The sequence below is a fragment of the Psychrobacter sp. Cmf 22.2 genome (assembly GCF_001921745.1).
Taxonomy (GTDB): Bacteria; Pseudomonadota; Gammaproteobacteria; order Pseudomonadales; family Moraxellaceae; genus Psychrobacter.
In genome coordinates this window covers 357,566-373,839 of sequence record NZ_MRYA01000001.1, presented here as the reverse complement: position 1 = coordinate 373,839, position 16,274 = coordinate 357,566, and the positions used below count along the sequence as shown (strand labels likewise).

22 protein-coding genes are annotated in these 16,274 nt (G+C 42.9%); 7 read left to right on the top strand and 15 right to left on the bottom strand.

Translation table 11 applies throughout. The annotated features are described in order from the left end of the window. Positions 1–78 precede the first annotated feature (78 nt). The gene (locus tag BTV98_RS01645) at positions 79–534 is read left to right on the top strand and encodes an outer membrane protein assembly factor BamE (RefSeq protein ID WP_075102773.1); all 456 of its coding nucleotides are present in this window, start codon (positions 79–81) and stop codon (positions 532–534) included. 193 nt (positions 535–727) lie between these two features. After that, positions 728–985 (top strand): hypothetical protein, encoded by a 258-nt coding sequence (locus BTV98_RS01640; RefSeq protein WP_075102772.1) that lies wholly within the window; start codon positions 728–730, stop codon positions 983–985. 19 nt (positions 986–1,004) lie between these two features. Here the strand turns inward: BTV98_RS01640 and BTV98_RS01635 are convergent, their stop codons facing one another. Together BTV98_RS01635 and BTV98_RS01630 are read right to left on the bottom strand one after the other, a co-directional pair. Further along, on the bottom strand, positions 1,005–1,340 hold the full coding sequence (locus BTV98_RS01635; protein WP_058369897.1) for a GlpM family protein: 336 nt from the start codon (positions 1,338–1,340) through the stop codon (positions 1,005–1,007). Positions 1,341–1,727: 387 nt separating this feature from the next. After that, positions 1,728–2,579 (bottom strand): SDR family NAD(P)-dependent oxidoreductase, encoded by an 852-nt coding sequence (locus BTV98_RS01630; RefSeq protein WP_075102771.1) that lies wholly within the window; start codon positions 2,577–2,579, stop codon positions 1,728–1,730. A 293-nt stretch (positions 2,580–2,872) separates the two neighbouring features. Between BTV98_RS01630 and BTV98_RS01625 the strand changes: the two genes are divergently transcribed. Continuing rightward, positions 2,873–3,427, top strand: coding sequence for a carboxymuconolactone decarboxylase family protein (locus BTV98_RS01625; protein WP_075102770.1), 555 nt, complete (start codon positions 2,873–2,875; stop codon positions 3,425–3,427). A gap of 66 nt (positions 3,428–3,493) precedes the next feature. Beyond that, positions 3,494–4,162, top strand: coding sequence for a DsbA family protein (locus tag BTV98_RS01620; RefSeq protein WP_075102769.1), 669 nt, complete (start codon positions 3,494–3,496; stop codon positions 4,160–4,162). Between the two features lies 1 nt (position 4,163). Here BTV98_RS01620 and BTV98_RS01615 read toward each other — a convergent pair whose 3' ends face one another. Further along, a complete protein-coding gene (locus BTV98_RS01615; RefSeq protein ID WP_075102768.1) occupies positions 4,164–4,778 on the bottom strand; it encodes a TetR/AcrR family transcriptional regulator in 615 nt (204 codons plus the stop codon). A gap of 156 nt (positions 4,779–4,934) precedes the next feature. Between BTV98_RS01615 and BTV98_RS01610 the strand changes: the two genes are divergently transcribed. Continuing rightward, positions 4,935–5,630 carry a haloacid dehalogenase type II gene (locus BTV98_RS01610; protein WP_075102767.1) on the top strand — a complete coding sequence of 232 codons (696 nt, stop codon included), beginning with the start codon at positions 4,935–4,937 and terminating at the stop codon, positions 5,628–5,630. A 246-nt stretch (positions 5,631–5,876) separates the two neighbouring features. Here BTV98_RS01610 and BTV98_RS01605 read toward each other — a convergent pair whose 3' ends face one another. Beyond that, positions 5,877–7,001, bottom strand: a complete 1,125-nt coding sequence (locus BTV98_RS01605; RefSeq protein WP_058369892.1) for an S-(hydroxymethyl)glutathione dehydrogenase/class III alcohol dehydrogenase — start codon at positions 6,999–7,001, stop codon at positions 5,877–5,879. A 209-nt stretch (positions 7,002–7,210) separates the two neighbouring features. Here BTV98_RS01605 and BTV98_RS01600 point away from each other — a divergent pair, with 209 nt between their 5' ends. Further along, complete coding sequence (locus BTV98_RS01600) at positions 7,211–8,116, top strand: LysR family transcriptional regulator (RefSeq protein ID WP_058369891.1); 906 nt, start codon at positions 7,211–7,213, stop codon at positions 8,114–8,116. 293 nt (positions 8,117–8,409) lie between these two features. After that, on the top strand, positions 8,410–8,928 hold the full coding sequence (locus tag BTV98_RS01595) for a DUF302 domain-containing protein (protein ID WP_075102766.1): 519 nt from the start codon (positions 8,410–8,412) through the stop codon (positions 8,926–8,928). A 109-nt stretch (positions 8,929–9,037) separates the two neighbouring features. Here the strand turns inward: BTV98_RS01595 and BTV98_RS01590 are convergent, their stop codons facing one another. The 11 genes from BTV98_RS01590 to moaB form a co-directional block, all read right to left on the bottom strand. Then, a complete protein-coding gene (locus BTV98_RS01590) occupies positions 9,038–9,328 on the bottom strand; it encodes a DUF4031 domain-containing protein (RefSeq protein ID WP_058369890.1) in 291 nt (96 codons plus the stop codon). A 75-nt stretch (positions 9,329–9,403) separates the two neighbouring features. Further along, the gene (locus BTV98_RS13840; RefSeq protein ID WP_197409110.1) at positions 9,404–9,697 is read right to left on the bottom strand and encodes a hypothetical protein; all 294 of its coding nucleotides are present in this window, start codon (positions 9,695–9,697) and stop codon (positions 9,404–9,406) included. A gap of 48 nt (positions 9,698–9,745) precedes the next feature. After that, a complete protein-coding gene (locus BTV98_RS01580) occupies positions 9,746–10,483 on the bottom strand; it encodes an SDR family NAD(P)-dependent oxidoreductase (protein ID WP_058369889.1) in 738 nt (245 codons plus the stop codon). 155 nt (positions 10,484–10,638) lie between these two features. Next, entirely contained in the window at positions 10,639–11,502 is an 864-nt protein-coding gene (locus BTV98_RS01575) for a universal stress protein (protein WP_058369888.1), read from the bottom strand. A gap of 194 nt (positions 11,503–11,696) precedes the next feature. Next, positions 11,697–12,395, bottom strand: coding sequence for a molybdate ABC transporter permease subunit (modB, locus tag BTV98_RS01570; RefSeq protein WP_075102977.1), 699 nt, complete (start codon positions 12,393–12,395; stop codon positions 11,697–11,699). Positions 12,396–12,442: 47 nt separating this feature from the next. Further along, positions 12,443–13,279, bottom strand: coding sequence for a molybdate ABC transporter substrate-binding protein (gene modA / locus BTV98_RS01565; RefSeq protein ID WP_075102765.1), 837 nt, complete (start codon positions 13,277–13,279; stop codon positions 12,443–12,445). Beyond that, positions 13,272–13,763: a molybdenum cofactor biosynthesis protein MoaE gene (locus tag BTV98_RS01560; RefSeq protein ID WP_075102764.1), complete on the bottom strand. Its 492-nt coding sequence runs from the start codon at positions 13,761–13,763 to the stop codon at positions 13,272–13,274. Before BTV98_RS01560 ends, modA begins: the two co-directional genes overlap by 8 nt. 179 nt (positions 13,764–13,942) lie before the next feature. Continuing rightward, positions 13,943–14,251, bottom strand: a complete 309-nt coding sequence (locus tag BTV98_RS01555; protein WP_058369284.1) for a MoaD/ThiS family protein — start codon at positions 14,249–14,251, stop codon at positions 13,943–13,945. Positions 14,252–14,339: 88 nt separating this feature from the next. After that, on the bottom strand, positions 14,340–14,861 hold the full coding sequence (gene moaC / locus BTV98_RS01550; protein WP_058369283.1) for a cyclic pyranopterin monophosphate synthase MoaC: 522 nt from the start codon (positions 14,859–14,861) through the stop codon (positions 14,340–14,342). Positions 14,862–14,882: 21 nt separating this feature from the next. Then, positions 14,883–15,713: a molybdenum cofactor guanylyltransferase gene (locus BTV98_RS01545; protein ID WP_075102763.1), complete on the bottom strand. Its 831-nt coding sequence runs from the start codon at positions 15,711–15,713 to the stop codon at positions 14,883–14,885. Positions 15,714–15,737: 24 nt separating this feature from the next. Further along, entirely contained in the window at positions 15,738–16,268 is a 531-nt protein-coding gene (gene moaB / locus BTV98_RS01540) for a molybdenum cofactor biosynthesis protein B (RefSeq protein ID WP_058369281.1), read from the bottom strand. Between the last annotated feature and the right edge of the window lie 6 nt (positions 16,269–16,274).

Here is a 16,274-nt window from a genome sequence, read left to right as displayed (position 1 = left end):
AGCGTTTGTTTATCAATAGCTTCTTATAAATAGATAAACGTTGTCAGATGACACACAACATATATTAAGGAATGGATCATGAAAAAATCTACTTACCGTTACGGCTTATTAGCCACTACTGCTCTACTATTCACAGTGACTGGCTGTACCCAAAAAAACATAACGCCAACATGGCATTTGACCCCTGGTGCTCAGCATGGCTCTGTTGATGCCAACGACTTGATGTTCCCAGATCCAAACAAAGCGTGGCAAAAAGGCGGTAGTATCGTCAATCATGAGGATGTTGCTAATATTCAAGTAGGTACGACTAAAGATCAAATCTACCAGTTAATTGGCACACCTCACTTTAGTGAAGGATTTAACGCTCGCGAATGGGATTATATTCTCAAATTTCACAGTACTGATGACAGAGTCGAAACTTGTCAATACAAGATAATATTTGACGACAGTTATGAAGGCAGACTACGTAATGATGAGTTTTTTGCCACTGAGTTTTATTGGCAACCCGCCTCTTGTGCTAATTATGGACGCTGATTCATCAATATAAAAATCGCATAAGTTAACTAAAAAGCAAGGCAGCAAGTGTCTTGCTTTTTTGTATGGAAGCGTAAAAAATTACGTTACAAAACGTATTCATCGTACCCTGCCTTATGGTATTTCATCTTATATTCGGATAAAATCATATATTAACTTTTCCGAATATACTAAAATATATAAGTAGGAAGCTATGATAAATACGGGCGATACACTACTCTGTACGGCTGGCAATACCTTTTTTGCAACAGGCAATACCTATGTTGTAGGCGACTTTGTAAATGATAAGTATTTTCAAGTGCTTACAGGATATAACGATGAGCATTGGTATGCGACATTAAATAATGAAAAAATATACGTGCACTTTGATTCTGCTACTGCTGTCTATGACGACGCATGGTTTGATTGCATGACCAATAAAAGAAGCATGGACAACAAAAGAAGCGCTTAACATACTGATTCATTCTTCGTTATATTTGCAGATGTTGCCATGCAAATACCAAAATAGCAGCAGCGATTAACCAGCCTGCAATACCTAGCAGTAACGCCTTATAAAGTCCCATATGGCTAAAACTAAAAAACACAATAAGCGTATAAATGAGATGCGGTATCACACCTAGCATACTAAATATCAGTGCAACTTTAAAATCTGTAGCACTACGCTGAGTACTGACTAAAAAATGACTAATCAAAGTAAAAGTCGGGAAAAGCGGCGCAAGGGCGGCCAAATAGAAAAACCGACTTTGAGCGAACAGTTGAATTAATAATACCACCAACGCGCCAACAAGCATCTTTAGCCAAATCATGATGGGATTAACTCCTGTTGGGCGCAAGCTAGCTATGCTCTAATTAATTTTTAGCTATTATTAAACACTTAATAAATGTGCCTAGTTCTTGAAAAAATCATGAAACTTAAGTCGTGAAACTTAAGTCACTTAAACACAAGTCGTAAAAATATAGATGCTAACGTGACGAATTATATCATTAGATAGAAATAGGGCGTGTCCTCAATTCAATCGATAATAATCTAAATGGGTTAAAAATGGCTAAATCTTGCCAAACAGCGTCAAATAGCTGACTAATATCTCGATATTATCTGCGCTATTTTCCTTGTTTGACTGCAATTTATCTCATTTTTATCACCATTTTTAAAATGAGGACACGCCCTAATAAATTATTCAAAAATCGATAACTTATATAGAAGTCGACTGTAATACTGCTTGAGTTTGATGCTCAAGCTCTGTAATGGCTTCTTTATTTAAAGCATCTGCATGCGGTTGACCAAACTCCCCTCTTACATCACCATGCGCGCCATCCTTGATATCATTATCAAAGTACTTGCCAGTATCGTCGGCAAACTCATCTGAGACGGCAAGTTCCGTTAGGATATTTGCTCCTTTATCCGCCGGTGACCAATACTGACCATAAGCTTCATCAACCATTTTAGTATTCAATAATGAGCCTGGATTGACAGCGATGACATTGATGTCATCTGCTGCGACTGTGTCGGCTAAATCCATACTCCACATCGTAAGAGCCAGCTTGCTTTGAGCATAGGCGTCTTTATCGGCGAGACGCTCTTGTCCTGCAAATGCCTTATATGATATCGATGCTTGCGCCGCAGAGCTTAGATTAATGATGCGGGCTTCACCCGACTTTTTGAGCAAAGGTAATAAGGCGTTGGTTAACTCGTAAGGCGCTAGATAATTGACCACAAAGCGTACGTCCAATCCATCTTTAGTCATTGCCGATGAGGTGGTATAAATCCCTGCATTGTTGATGAGTACATCAAGCTTTGGTAGTTTTTCGCTGACTTCTGCTGCCATTTTACGTACCGCATTCAAATCTGAGAAATCAGCCACAAACCCATCAATATTATCTACTGCCGCGCCTGTCGCGACAGCGTTGACTTCTGCTATGACATTGTCAAGTTTGTCCTCATTCCTACCATGCAAATAAACTTGATGTCCCGCTTCTGCCAGCTTTAAAGCGGTCAATTTACCAATGCCATCAGTACTGCCAGTAATCAAAATAGTCTTAGCCATGAGCCATCCTTATTATTTGAGTTGTTATTTAAACTATTACTTAAGTCTTGAATGTGTTCTATTTTAACCATCGTAGTACAGCACATTGTAATGAAAGTGTTGTGATTCCGACAATCTCCTAATTATTATTGAACGTTCGCTCAAAATGATTTATAGTGATTGTAGTTGATTTACTCGAAGACGCATTATCTATTAATTTGAGCAGTCACTCAAATATAGTCAATTCGATAAAAAATCATTCACCACCAAATCATCAACAACTAACCATTAGCAACTACAATAAGGATTCTTATATGACTGACTTTACTTTACATGACAAACAAAGTGCACCAGAGGATAGCAAAGCGTTGCTGAATAACTCTATTGATGCCTTTGGTATGATTCCAAATCTACATGCTGTCATGTCCGAAGCACCCGGGCTTTTAGAAGGTTATCAACGTTTGCATCAGTTGTTTTTAGACAGTAGCTTTGATAATGAAGAAACTACCGTTGTATGGCAAACCATCAACGTTGAGCACAATTGTCATTATTGCGTGCCAGCACATACTGGCATTGCCAAAAGTATGAACGTAGATGACGCTATCACTGAAGCATTACGTAATGAGACCCCATTGCCGACTGAGAAGTTGGAAGCACTACGTAACTTCACACTCTCTGTCGTCCGTGATCGTGGTAATGTTAATGATGACGCTGTACAAGCATTCTTAAATGCAGGTTTTACTAAGCGTCAAGTTCTGGAAGTTATCCTTGCAGCCGCGCAAAAAGTGATGAGCAACTACACCAACCATCTCGCTAACACGCCAATTGATAAGCCGTTCCAAAAGTTTGAATGGCAAAAGGCTGACTAATTACCTAGGCTAACATGTAGCAGTTTTGTGAGTTAAAATTATAAACAATAGCTAACGAGAGGTCATATGAAACATTCAAAGCAGTTATCATCAGAGCAGCCATTGCGCATAGATATTGTATCGGACGTGGTTTGCCCTTGGTGCGTCGTCGGTTATCGTCAATTGGCAAAAGCGCTTGAACAAACCAATACCGACTATGAGATTCATTGGCATCCATTTGAGCTAAACCCTAATATGCCAAGCGCTGGTCAAAACTTGCGTGAGCATATCATGGAGAAGTATGGCTCAAGCAAAGCTGAGTCGGATGCCAGCCGCGCTAGAATGACTGAAGCTGGTAGTGAGGTGGGCTTTACATTCAACTTTGATGATGACACACGTATGCACAATACATTTGATTTGCATCAGCTGCTGCACTGGGCAGATCAACAGGACCGGATGCACGACCTAAAGCAAGCCTTGTTCACCGCTCACTTTACTAATGGTCGTAATATCTCTGATAAAGAAGTGCTGGCAGATATTGCAGCAGAGATTGGGCTAGATCGTAGCGAGGCGCTGGCAGTGTTACAGGATCAGCGCTTTGCAAAAGAAGTACGAGAGACTGAGAAGCACTGGCAGCAGCAAGGCATTCAAAGCGTACCAGCCATCATTTTTAATGAGCGTCATCTGGTTAGCGGTGCTCAAGGGGTTGAGAACTATACTCAAATTCTAAAGCAATTAGCTGACATGGCTGATTAAATTATGTCGATTCTGTGGCGCTATCATCACGCAAGGCTTCTATTGATTGCGCCATATCTTCGGCAAGCTCATGTACAGCAGCACTATCTACATCACGCTGTGCAAAAGCGCGCAGCCCCATTATTTCAGCTTGTAAACGCCGAGCCAGCCTAACAGGGTCAAGCTCACTATCAAGCTCCCCTATGCGCTGAGCTTCCGTAAAGCAGTCAATAAATCGCGCTTCCATACCAGCCAGCATGGCCTCAACCTTTTGTAAGGCTGATTGCTCACGCGCGCCAAGCTCCAGTAAGCTTTTGACCAGCATACAAGCGCGACTTGGCAGCCCCTTATCGAGAATTCCGCCAAGCTGTCGCAAGTAGGCAGCTAGCCCCATCAATGGCGAATGATGAGTTTTCAAAGTATATTCTAGCTCGGTCAGTGTCAGACGAGCATAGTGCTCTAATACTTCTTGGAACAGTCCATCCTTGCTACCAAAAGCCGCGTAAATACTCCCCGGGCGCATATCGAGTGCTTTTTCTAAATCTTTTAAAGACGTTGCATGAAAACCCTTTTGCCAAAAAAGCTGTAAAGCCTGCTCTAAAGAGTCTTGTCGGTTATAAAGCGTCGTACGAGACATGTTCAATTCCAATATTCAGTCTGTGCCAAGCTACAATCAGATGCAGCAAAGTTGTAAAACAATATTAATTTGAGCGATTGCTCAATTTTATCTTGAACAACCTCTCAAGTCTAGTTAAAGTTAGACGGTACTCATAACTACTAAAAAGGAGTTTTTATGTCCAACAATCTATCACCCTCGATTATCGTCTTCGATGTCAATGAGACGCTACTCGACATTACCACTCTTGAACCATTATTTGCTCGCCTGTTCGGTGACAAGCACATGTTAAGGGAGTGGTTTGCTCAATTAGTGCTTTACTCGCAGACCATGACTTTGTCAGGACTGTATACGCCTTTTGGTGAGATTGGCGTTGGTGCGTTACAGATGACAGCTGATATCCATGAAGTAACGTTGACAGATGATGATATCAATGAGTTAAAAGAGCGCATGAGCAAAATGCCTGCTCATCCTGATGCAATACCAGCCTTGACCAAACTACGTGACGCAGGGTTTCGACTGGTGACATTGACCAATTCAGCCAGTAGTGCTTCTCCTGCGCCACTTGAAAAAGCGGGATTGAACGCGTTTTTTGAGCAGTCTTTTAGCGTTGAAAAGGTTGGCAAGTTTAAGCCTGCTCCTGAGACTTATCAAATGGTCGCTGACGAGCTGGCTGTTGAAATGTCAGATCTTTGCCTTGTCGCTTGTCATCTTTGGGATACGATTGGCGCGCAAGCCGCTGGCTGCCAAGGCGCATTTCTCACTCGGCCCTATAATGCCATGTTGCCTGCATCCAATGTGCCCACACCGGACTTTATGGCCTCAGATCTTGTTACGCTTGCAGAGCAGATTATTCTTGATACTCAAGGCTAACCGTTATTTAGAACTCTATAGTCAAAATATCCTAAAAAAACCACAGTATTGCTGATATCAATTCTTTGTAGCCCCTATCTGCGCAGACACAGCAAGTAAGAAAAATCGATATCAGCAGTGCGTGATGTGTCGATATTACTTTCACTGACTATACTTTTAATGCTAAAAAAATGCCGCTCCTATATAAGGGCGGCATTTTTGTTTTTTCTATCTTATAAAACTAGGGCATGTTTTAGAAAATATCTCTTAAAAATGAATAACGGTACGAATACTCTCACCTTTATGCATCAGATCAAATGCTTCGTTGATGTCCTCTAATGGCATAGTGTGAGTGATAAAGTCATTTAATGGGATGTCACCTTGCATATAACGATCGACGTAGCCGGGTAACTCGCTGCGACCTTTGACGCCACCAAATGCCGAACCTTTCCAGACGCGACCAGTCACTAGCTGGAATGGACGGGTTGAGATCTCTTGTCCAGCACCAGCGACACCGATGATGACCGACTCACCCCAACCTTTATGACAGCATTCAAGCGCTGAGCGCATCACATCGACATTACCAATACATTCAAAAGAGTAGTCTACACCGCCATCAGTCATCTCGACGATAACCTCTTGGATAGGCTTGTCGTAGTCTTTAGAATTGATGCAATCAGTCGCGCCAAGCTTCTTAGCCAACTCAAATTTATCTTCGTTGATATCGACACCAATAATACGACTGGCTTTGGCCATTTTTGCACCAATAATAGCGGCGAGGCCAATACCACCAAGACCGAAAACAGCAACGGTAGAGCCTTCTTCAACTTTAGCCGTATTCATAACCGCGCCCATACCGGTGGTCACGCCGCAACCAAGCAAGCACACCTTTTCTAACGGGGCATCAGCGTCAACTTTGGCCAATGAAATCTCTGGTAAGACGGTATATTCAGAAAAAGTTGAGCAACCCATATAATGATAAATCGGCTCGCCATCTTTATAAAAACGCGTCGTTCCGTCTGGCATTAAGCCTTTACCTTGAGTCTCGCGTACGGCTGAACACAGATTGGTTTTACCTGAACGGCACATTTTACAGACACCGCACTCTGCAGTATATAAAGGAATGACATGATCGCCAACTTGGACGCTGGTCACGCCTTCACCGATTTGCTCAACGATACCGCCACCTTCATGACCCAAGATAGCCGGGAATACACCTTCTGGATCTTCACCAGATAAGGTAAACGCATCGGTATGGCACACGCCACTGGCGATGATTTTTACCAATACCTCACCCTTACGCGGCAGCATGACATCCACTTCTTCGATCGATAGCGGCTCATTTGGCCCCCACGCGACGGCGGCTTTAGATTTAATAAATTTATCTGACATAGTATTCTCTCTTTTAGTTGGTTTTATCGTTGATTGAACGCAGACCCATTTATCTTATAGCGCTGACTAAATAGAGGCAAGCTACTATCGTCACATGGTTACATTGCCTTGGTCTGTAAAACGTTAATTTATGCTAACTATTATAGTCTTTTCTGAAACGATAACAATGTGCTATATTTACAAATATCTTTTACACAGTGGTAATAATCATGGGTTGGGATGGTATCAGCGAGTTTGTCTATGTAGCAGAGTACGAGAGCTTTACTCGCGCCGCAAAAGAGTTGGGCATGTCAACGGCGCAAGTCAGTCGGCAAATCAGTGCGTTAGAGAAGCGCTTGAATATCAAACTGCTGTATCGCACGACACGTAAAGTGTCATTAACAGAAGAAGGCCGCATATTTTATCAGCATTGCCGCGGTGTGCTCGATGGCTTAGATGCCGCTGAACAAGCGGTGAGCAATCTGCAATCAAAGCCCCAAGGCAGAATTAAACTGACCGCTCCTGTCACTTATGGTGAGCAGCAACTATTGCCATTGGTTAATGACTTTATGGTGCAATATCGTGATATTGAAGTCACGGCATTTTTGAGTAATCAAAAAATCGACTTAGTAGATGGCGGCTATGATTTGGCGATTCGTATTGGCAAATTAAGCGATTCAACCATGATGGCAAAAAAACTCAGTCGTCGTACCAACTTCGTTTGTGCTGCGCCCGCTTATCTCAAAAAGTACGGCACGCCTCATGTTCTGTCCGAGCTAAGCCAACATAACTGCTTACTTGGCACTCGTGATTATTGGCATTTTATCGACAATGATAAACACGCTGATAAAGAAGTGAATAAGCAAGCAGATAAAGAAAAAAACCTACGAGTGTCTGGCACTGTGCAATATAACAGTGGTCATAGTCTAGTTGATGCGGCGTTAAAAGGTTTAGGTATTGTGCAGCTACCTGATTATTATGTGCAACAATACTTAGCATCAGGCGAGCTGGTCAGCTTACTGGATAACTATAGAGAGCCTGAAGAGAGCATTTGGGCCGTCTATCCGCACAACCGTCATTTATCACCTAAGATTCGATTGCTCGTAGATTATCTGGCAGAGCGTTTGGCTTTGTAATTCTTTAAGAGGTGTTGTAATGCGACCCTTTACTATGCGCAGTTTATTACGCACAATGCTATGAAGCACTTAACTCTGATACATACAGAATATAGCGAGTCCAGTAAAAAAAGATACAGTGGAACTGGGATGAATTTTACGCAGCATCGAGCAGCGCAGGCACAGCACGCAAGTAAAATTTATACCAGTTTCGCGTCAGAATGTAGTGTACTTATCTTATTTAGGATCGACTATACTTGATGTTGTCAGCCATCATTCGCTCAATAAACGTTCACACTAAAAAAGGACTTTTTATGCTTAAAATTATCACTATCACTGCCCTAGCTTTGGCTGTTTCCTCTTGCGCCAGTGTTGAAAATATTTTAAACGCGCCGGATAAGGTGCAGTCGACGCCAGAAACGATGACTGCTATCAATGCTGAGAAGGGTTTGGTGACGATGCAAAGTAATCATTCCGTTCAAGATACCGCTGATAAGCTAGCGGGGATTATTGAAAGTAAAGGCATGAAAGTATTTGCGCGTGTCGATCATCAGAAAAACGCGCAAGGTGTCGATTTAACATTAAGGCCGACGCAAGTGATTATGTTTGGTAACCCAAAAGCGGGTACGCCATTGATGAATTGCGAGCAAAGCGTCGCTATCGATCTACCGCAAAAAATTCTCATCAGTGAAGGCGCTGATAAAAAAGTGTGGTTGTCGTACAACAATCCTGAGTATCTAAAAGAGCGTCATAATATAAAAGGTTGTGATACCCAGCTCGCTAACATCGCAAAAGCCCTTGATGGTATTAGTAAAGCTGCTACTGCAAAGTAGCTATTAATAAACATTGATAATAAACATTGAAAACGGTCATATTTAGAGTAATAAAAAAGGTGGAATGCAAAAGCATGGTCCACCTTTTTTGTCTCTCTACCAAATTCACTTATTCGCAATTCTCAGATCGTGCTATTTGCTCATGCAGCTCCACTTTTAACTTCTTTGCACACTCGATAATTTTTCTTCTATTAGCAGGTATAGCACCATACTTAATCGCTGTCTCTCGCATTTGTACTGTCACGTCGTAATGAGGATAGCTAGCATTACGGTGAAACAGGCGCTTATCCACCTCAATCAATGCCGCAAATTCATGCAGCTCTTGCAAGGTATCTGCCAGCATGTGGCACCATCTATAGCCTTTAAACTCTATCTGCATAAAATCCACATATATCGCCATCAACATGTACCTTTAAAATTCAAAAAATAATCTGCTTTTGGGGTAATTAAATACCAATTTAACTTTGCGTTTTGCTTATGATCCTACTCTCAGAATCGGCTTAATGGTAATGCCACTTGCCGAATCTTCAAACGCTTGGTTGATGTCCTCAAAATCGTAAAATTTAACCAGCTTATCAAATGGGAATTGACCTGCCTTGAAATAAGCAATCAGCTGCGGGATAAATACGCGCGCGACCACATCGGTATGACAGACGCCTGTCGCAACGACTTTTACTCGTATCTCATCAATCTCAGGCGTGGCAAGCTGTACAGGCTTTAATTCAAAAGCTGCGCCTTGGTTGTGAGTGACTGCTGCTTTAATATCCATTATATCCATCTTGTTGACTACTAAAAGAGGTTACATTTCAAAAGCTCTTTATCTTCCAAGAACCCAGCCGCCATCCATAAATACGTTAGAGCCATGCATGTAGTTAGAATCATCAGAGGCTAAGAATACGGCAAGTGCAGCAATCTCCTCCGGCTTTCCTGCACGCTTCGCTGGAATGTCGTCTAATCGCTCATCTTCAATACCTTTAGTCATTGGTGTTTCTATAAATCCAGGAGAAATAAGGTTTACCTTAATGCCTTTGCTACCAAAGTCAAAAGCCAGCTGCTTGGTAAAACCTAAGATGGCATGCTTGGATGTGACGTAAGCTGAGCCTCCAGGACCTGCTACCTGTGTCGCTTGTGAGCCTACATTAATAATAGTGCCTTTACCTCTTTCTAAAAAGTGTGGAACCACCGCTTTTGCTGCTAGATATGGCGCTTTTACATTGATAGCCATCAATTTATCGTACTCGTCTGCTTCTAATTCTACCGCTGTCTTATAAGCATCGTGAATACCAGCACCATTGTATAAAATATCGATTTGACCAAACGTTTCTAAAGCCTTATCTATAACAGCCTGTATCTCTGCACCGTCAGTTACGTTCGCTTCCACAAAAATGGCTTGTTGGTCGTTGTCTTTTATCTCATCAGCGATACGCTTACCATCTGTTTCGTCGCGGCCAGTGACAATTACTTTTGCGCCCTCAGCTGCATAAGCTTTAGCAGTCGCTTCACCAAGTCCAGATGTGCCACCAAATACGATGGCTACTCTATCTTTTAATTTCATTTTATTTTCCTTTTAATTTTTATTAATTTATCAGGTGTTAATTTGTTAGGTATTGATTTGGCAGGCATCTATGGCAGTCATTGTAGACCTAACCACAATATCAACTCTACAACCGCACCTAGCTAGCTTATAATACTTCCAACGTCTGACGTGTGTTAGCGCACCAAAATCACCGGTGACAGTGTGCTGGCGATAATTTCTGTAGTAGTGCTGCCAAGAAACAAGCGCTGTAACTTAGAATGGCCATAAGCACCAACCACGATGATATCGACATCGTTATCTATCTGAAAAGTCAATAATCCATCAACCGCATCAAGCTCAGGCAAAAGATGAGCTTCTACTGCAAAGCCCGCTGATGTTAAATGCTCAACAGCATCAGCAAGGCTTTTTTTGGCCGAGTCTTTATCGTTACCTACCATAACGATGTGACCTTTTAGCCCTCGCAATAGATCGCTCTTTGCTACCATCTGTGTGGCTTTGATAGCGGTTTTGCTAGCATCAAATGCGACCATGTATGACTTTGGCGCCTCAAATTTTTCTGAACAAATCAAAACAGGTATGCTTGATGCCCGTGCAACGGTTTCGATTTGGCTGCCAATATTGATGCGGCTATTCTTATGGTCTTCACCGCGACGCCCCATAACGATGGCACGATTTTCTTCTTTAAAATGTTCGATAGCCGGTAATAGCTTACCGCGACGTTGATAAATATTAACTTCTACACCTTCAAAGCTACTTTGCAAATAGCTTTTTGCATCTTGTGTTAGTGCATTACTATAGCTATTGACGACTTTGGCCCTTTTTTCGTCCAATTCAGTTAATTCTTCCAATAAGAATTCGCGACTATTCAGTCCTATCGCCCCTGATAAATCGCGTCTGGTCGATGCAGGTACAGCGCTGACATGGAGTAGCCCAACTGGCAACCCCAATCTGCTGGCGTACCATGCCGCATAATCACAGACCGACTCAGTAACCGCTGAGCCATCAATACAGGCTAAAACGTGCTCTTCTGTTTTCATGGTTCATCCTTAAGTTTTAATGATGGCTGCAACCCCTTTGTGCAGCTCGACTTGTCGATCTACGCCTGCGATTGTTGATATACAGCAACTTAAAAACTTAGTAATAGAAAACTTCGGCGATGATCATACTATTTAGCATATCACCTCTAATACTAGATAACCGTTTCAAGATGTACTTTTACGATTTGTACAGATCAGCGCTGATTTAACTTATTCACGCTCGCAATAAGCGCCACCATTATCATTCCTATGATGATAAGTACGCCTGACATCATGTGCGCGGCGTCATAGTTGAGTGCCTCGACTTGCTCATATATCGCAATCGACACCACTTTGGTCTCACCTGAGATACTACCCCCTATCATGAGTACCACGCCAAACTCGCCAATGGTATGAGCAAAGCTGATAAGACTACCCAAAATAATACCGACCTTGGCTTGTGGTAACGCCACTCTCATAAAGCGCCTAAGACGGCTTGGCTCTAATAATCCTGCCATATCCATCACGCTTGTGGGAATACGTAAAAACTGGGCATAGACAGGCTGGATATAAAATGGCAGGGAGTAAATAATGGAACCAATGACCAGCCCTTCAAAGGTAAAAATTAAGGGACTAACTCCAAGCTCATGAAGATAGTGACCGATACCTGAGCTGGGACTAAGCAGTAATAATAAATAAAAACCAATGACGGTCGGCGGCAGTACCAGCGGCATGGCAATAATGCCCATCAGTACCACTTTGACACGTGCCACAAAGTGTCCACGGCTTGGTTTGGCAAGCCAATAAGCCATAGGCGTGGCAAAGAGTAATAAACATAAGGTAGTGATGGCAGCCAGCTTGAGACTGACTAAGAATGGACTGAGCATGTCTGACATCAGGGATGGATCTATCATAATGTCATTGCTCATCATATCAATAGGGATTTATTCTATCCCGCTAATCATTGTTGAACGGTTAAATATCCTGCTCGTGAAAAATACTGTTGCCCTGCTGTCGATAGCAGATAGTTGCGAAAGTCTGTCGCGACAGCAGAGTCATCAATGACGATACCATCTTGTAAAATAGCAGGATATGACGCTGGTGCTAAAGTGATAAATTGCTCAGGTTTGGCGTTGATAGCGACAAGCTGTGATTGCGCCACAAAGCCATAATCGACATTTCCCGTATGCGCGTACTGAAAGGTCTGCCCAATATTTTCTGCTTGTATTATCCGTTTTTGCTGCTCTAAAGTGTCATATATCTTTTGCGTCTGCAAGTAAGATTTTGCCGACGCGCCATAAGGTGCAAGCTTGGGATTGGCGATAGTGATTTTGCTATTGGTATCGCTCGTCAATATATCAGCCAGCGCTTTTGGATTCAGCTCATTCAAAGGTCTGGTAATGCTATATAGTGCCAGTTGGCCTTGCGCATAAGTAAAAGGCTCATGAGATTTTACGCCTTGCTCGCTTGCATCAGCAAGTTTGGCGGGGAACGCTTGATTGGCCGATAAAAATATATCATAAGGCGCGCCTGCCGTAATCTGCGCGTATAGTTTGCCAGAGGACGCATAAGTGACGTCTATATCATGGATATTTTGCGCAGACAGATCACTTGAGGCTTGATAGCCATCAATAATCTCAGGCAGTACGTCAGACAAATTGGCAGCAGCAGCGATACGCAGCGTATGGGAATGTTCAGTGTTATTGGCAGCAGAAGCTGTATTTGTAGTAGTCTCCTGTGTACAAGCACTTAATAACAAAAGTGAGCTTGCAATTACAATCGTTATTAACCTATCCATTATTACTTAACCACTTAGAAGAATCATCTTCATAATACTCTTGCTTCCACACAGGAATATCTGCCTTGATGGTGTCAAGAATCCAGTGGCAAGCGTCAAAGGCCGGATAACGATGGGCAGAGACGACCCCAACCCATACCGCCACATCACCGATCTCAAGCGCACCAATACGGTGAATAGCAACCGCATGGGTAATCTCAAAACGCTGTTTGGCTTCTTCGATAATAGCTCGGCCTTGATTGATTGCCAAGTCTTCATAGCCGTAGTACGTTAAGCGCTCAACGTTGCTGGCATTATTATGATTGCGCACGCGGCCTTCAAAGCAGACAAAGGCACCGCAGCTGTCATCATCAAGGGTGTTTTTAAGTCTGTCTTCATCGATAGCAATATCTAATAAAGCAAAGCCATCGCGCTCAGCGATTGCGTATACTTCATCAACGCTGCGTTTGATGGTCATTGATTGGCTATGGACGTTGTCTGTCATGTGGTATCTCTATAAGTTATAGTCAGCTGAAAATAAAACTGTTATTTAAATTTAAAAGCGCTACTGCAATGGATTTTGCGCCGCCTCTGTCGGCGTAGGCATAACACGCAAGTAAAATTTATACCAGTAGCGCTATATTTCTTTGAAAGTGTATCAGCTATATTCTATAAAGTTCTTGCTTAACCACCAGCGACTGGGGTAATAAACACCACACTATCGCCGTCATGGATTTGTTCTGTCCACTTAACGAAGTAATCGTTGACAGCGACCCGCAGCTCAGATTGCGGACGACTAAAGCCATGCTTTTGATGAAGCTGTTCGTATAGCTGGCTCAATGAGGTCGATTGCGCCACGCTAATGGTTTCTTGCTGGCAGCCAGCTTCATCAGCGAGGCTAGCAAAGTATAAAACATTAATATCCATGGCGGTATCAACGCTGGTTGCTGTTTCAGTTTCTGGCTCAACGATTTTTGATTCAATAGCGCTCATCACACTCTCCATTCTTTACAAGCTACTTGGCTTTGTGTTCAATGCCTTACTGTCTTGAAAAAACTGTTTTAAAAGAAGTCTTATAATCCTAAGCATGACTATAATCTGATTTTCCGCCCGTTTTTTTTAGCAAATGTACATTATCAATGACAATATCATGCGATATGGCTTTAGTCATGTCATAGATGGTTAGGCACGCCACGCTTACAGCGGTTAAGGCTTCCATCTCGACACCCGTTTTATGCGTGACTTTGACAGTTGCACTGACGGTTATGCTGTTGCACGCATCATCATATTCAAAGGTTAAACCAATCTTATCTAATGGTAGTGGATGACACAGCGGGATCAGATCGTGGGTGCGCTTGGCGGCCATAATACCTGCTATATGGGCAGTTTGCGTGATGCTGCCTTTTTTAGTCATGCCATCAGCGGCTTTAATCTGCTGATAAATCTCGTTTGGAAACCGTACTTGCCCTGCTGCACTGGCTTCTCGTGTGGTAGCAGTTTTACCACTGACATCGACCATAGTAATATCGCCATCGTTGTCCAAATGCGATAAAGTGGATTGGGCCGCAGTAGCTTGGTTGTTTGCTTGGCTATTACTGTTCATTTATCCATTCTCTTACGTTTCTTATAAATTACTTAATGATGCACAAGCACGAGCAAAGTCTGCTGGCATATTAAAATTGGTCAAATGCTGCCAGTTGCTTGCTAAAGGCACCGCTTGCGTCATAGGCTGAATAAAGGCCATCACTCGCCGCCCGCCATTATCAATATAGGCTTTTAGATCAGGCTCAATGCTTAACTGATAAAGCCCTAATAATGGATACAAATGGCGCTCATCGGTTAAGCAAATGATCTGCTTATGATAAGCTTGGTTTTTGCGGGTTTGACTATCCTTTATTTGGATTGTTACAGGCTGCAATTTTTGCCATAACTCTGTAGCCGGTATCAGACTATCACAGCTAATCACCATTAACCAAGATGACTGGTTTTCTGTTATAGCATCTGACGAATAAGTCTTTATCACGGTTTGCAGGGCCGACTCGATAGCGACCAATGCCCCGCCCGTGTGAATTTGGCTGTTACTAATCCGACCGTTACTATTTTGGCCAGCGCTATTTTGTCTCTCAGCATTCTGGCCATTAATCGTATCAGCGCCATAATCAGTAACATGCATAATAGGCGCTTGAGAGTCGCTATCCATCAGATCGGAATCAATATAAAAGCCGCGCCCATTATCGGCAATCATAATAGGCACGTTTTTGTTATTGCCAGTATGAGCTTTAGCTAAATCCAGCGCCTGCCGTACATGATAGTCTAGCAAGCGCTCGCCTGTCGGTAGAGTAAGCTCCGCTTTGGGCGTGCCCATACGGCTAGACGCGCCACCTGCTAAAATAACAATACCAGCCGAACTGTCTAAGCAGTTCAAACCATTTGAACCATTTATAGTATTTATCATAGCCACACTTTACTTATCCTCGCATCAGTCGTGGCTTGGGTTTTGTGCCATAAAATGGGGTACAAAATTGCACGGTCGCGTACGGCTATCGAACTGCGCTTTGAGGATGTTTTCCCAGCCCGTACGGCACGCGCCCGATGAGCCTGGCAAACAAAAGATACCCGTGCTGTTTGCCATGCCTGCAACCGCGCGCGACTGTACCGTTGACATGCCAATCTCATCTTTTGAGATCAGACGAAACATCTCACCAAAGCCGTCGATAGATTTATCAAACAATACCTTTACTGCCTCTGGCATACTGTCTCTGATAAAAAACCCTGTACCGCCAGTGGTAATAACCGCGTGGACGTTTGGATCAGCAATCCAGCCACTAATCACCGCTCGTATCTGATAGATATCATCGGTAATCAGCTTGCGATCCGCCAGATGATGACCTGCGTCGGTCAGGCTATCTGCTAGGTACTGTCCTGACGTATCTTCTGCAAGAGTACGACTATCAGAAACGGTCAATACGGCAATATTAAGTGGGGTAAACTTAGCAGCAGGTTTGCTCATAGGGAT

Bases quoted from the DNA above. Each gene is read 5' to 3' on its own strand.
- modA (WP_075102765.1), bottom strand. From the start codon at position 13,279: ATGGATAGGTTAATAACGATTGTAATTGCAAGCTCACTTTTGTTATTA.
- BTV98_RS01620 (WP_075102769.1), top strand. From the start codon at position 3,494: ATGAAACATTCAAAGCAGTTATCATCAGAGCAGCCATTGCGCATAGAT.
- BTV98_RS01625 (WP_075102770.1), top strand. From the start codon at position 2,873: ATGACTGACTTTACTTTACATGACAAACAAAGTGCACCAGAGGATAGC.
- BTV98_RS01630 (WP_075102771.1), bottom strand. From the start codon at position 2,579: ATGGCTAAGACTATTTTGATTACTGGCAGTACTGATGGCATTGGTAAA.
- BTV98_RS13840 (WP_197409110.1), bottom strand. From the start codon at position 9,697: ATGGATATTAAAGCAGCAGTCACTCACAACCAAGGCGCAGCTTTTGAA.
- BTV98_RS01580 (WP_058369889.1), bottom strand. From the start codon at position 10,483: ATGAAATTAAAAGATAGAGTAGCCATCGTATTTGGTGGCACATCTGGA.
- BTV98_RS01595 (WP_075102766.1), top strand. From the start codon at position 8,410: ATGCTTAAAATTATCACTATCACTGCCCTAGCTTTGGCTGTTTCCTCT.
- BTV98_RS01645 (WP_075102773.1), top strand. From the start codon at position 79: ATGAAAAAATCTACTTACCGTTACGGCTTATTAGCCACTACTGCTCTA.
- BTV98_RS01605 (WP_058369892.1), bottom strand. From the start codon at position 7,001: ATGTCAGATAAATTTATTAAATCTAAAGCCGCCGTCGCGTGGGGGCCA.
- BTV98_RS01560 (WP_075102764.1), bottom strand. From the start codon at position 13,763: ATGACAGACAACGTCCATAGCCAATCAATGACCATCAAACGCAGCGTT.
- BTV98_RS01640 (WP_075102772.1), top strand. From the start codon at position 728: ATGATAAATACGGGCGATACACTACTCTGTACGGCTGGCAATACCTTT.
- BTV98_RS01635 (WP_058369897.1), bottom strand. From the start codon at position 1,340: ATGATTTGGCTAAAGATGCTTGTTGGCGCGTTGGTGGTATTATTAATT.
- modB (WP_075102977.1), bottom strand. From the start codon at position 12,395: ATGATAGATCCATCCCTGATGTCAGACATGCTCAGTCCATTCTTAGTC.
- BTV98_RS01600 (WP_058369891.1), top strand. From the start codon at position 7,211: ATGGGTTGGGATGGTATCAGCGAGTTTGTCTATGTAGCAGAGTACGAG.
- BTV98_RS01545 (WP_075102763.1), bottom strand. From the start codon at position 15,713: ATGATAAATACTATAAATGGTTCAAATGGTTTGAACTGCTTAGACAGT.
- moaC (WP_058369283.1), bottom strand. From the start codon at position 14,861: ATGAACAGTAATAGCCAAGCAAACAACCAAGCTACTGCGGCCCAATCC.
- BTV98_RS01555 (WP_058369284.1), bottom strand. From the start codon at position 14,251: ATGAGCGCTATTGAATCAAAAATCGTTGAGCCAGAAACTGAAACAGCA.
- BTV98_RS01575 (WP_058369888.1), bottom strand. From the start codon at position 11,502: ATGAAAACAGAAGAGCACGTTTTAGCCTGTATTGATGGCTCAGCGGTT.
- BTV98_RS01590 (WP_058369890.1), bottom strand. From the start codon at position 9,328: ATGGCGATATATGTGGATTTTATGCAGATAGAGTTTAAAGGCTATAGA.
- moaB (WP_058369281.1), bottom strand. From the start codon at position 16,268: ATGAGCAAACCTGCTGCTAAGTTTACCCCACTTAATATTGCCGTATTG.
- BTV98_RS01610 (WP_075102767.1), top strand. From the start codon at position 4,935: ATGTCCAACAATCTATCACCCTCGATTATCGTCTTCGATGTCAATGAG.
- BTV98_RS01615 (WP_075102768.1), bottom strand. From the start codon at position 4,778: ATGTCTCGTACGACGCTTTATAACCGACAAGACTCTTTAGAGCAGGCT.